The sequence below is a fragment of the Vogesella mureinivorans genome, assembly GCF_007644035.1.
GTDB classification, from domain to species: Bacteria; Pseudomonadota; Gammaproteobacteria; order Burkholderiales; family Chromobacteriaceae; genus Vogesella; species Vogesella mureinivorans.
The window spans coordinates 1-284 of record NZ_VMTV02000974.1; the positions used below are offsets into that span (position 1 = coordinate 1).

The window sequence follows — 284 nt, forward strand, 5'->3', positions numbered from 1 at the left end:
CAACTCAGCTGAAGCATCAATGTTTTGGCGCAGAGATTTGGCGTATGGTGCAAAGCGGTCTGATAAAGCTGTGATATGGTCTTTGCCGTCAAGAATATCAAAAGGATACTCTGGCAGCATGGACACATTCGCCGCCGTGCGAACTGTCCCCATTGCCAACCCTCCCAAGGCTGTCACCCTTTCGGCAAACAAATCGATGAATTCTTCTAACTCAGTGGCGAGTTCATCAAAAAGTAAGTGCAACTGGTAAAAATCCATACCTTTAACATTCCAGTGCGCTTGCT

At 46.8% G+C, this 284-nt stretch carries 1 protein-coding gene; it reads right to left on the reverse strand.

The genetic code is table 11. The annotated features are described in order from the left end of the window. On the reverse strand, window positions 1-284 hold a 284-nt coding region (dps, locus tag FLQ44_RS21755; RefSeq protein ID WP_147696040.1), incomplete at both ends, for a DNA starvation/stationary phase protection protein Dps.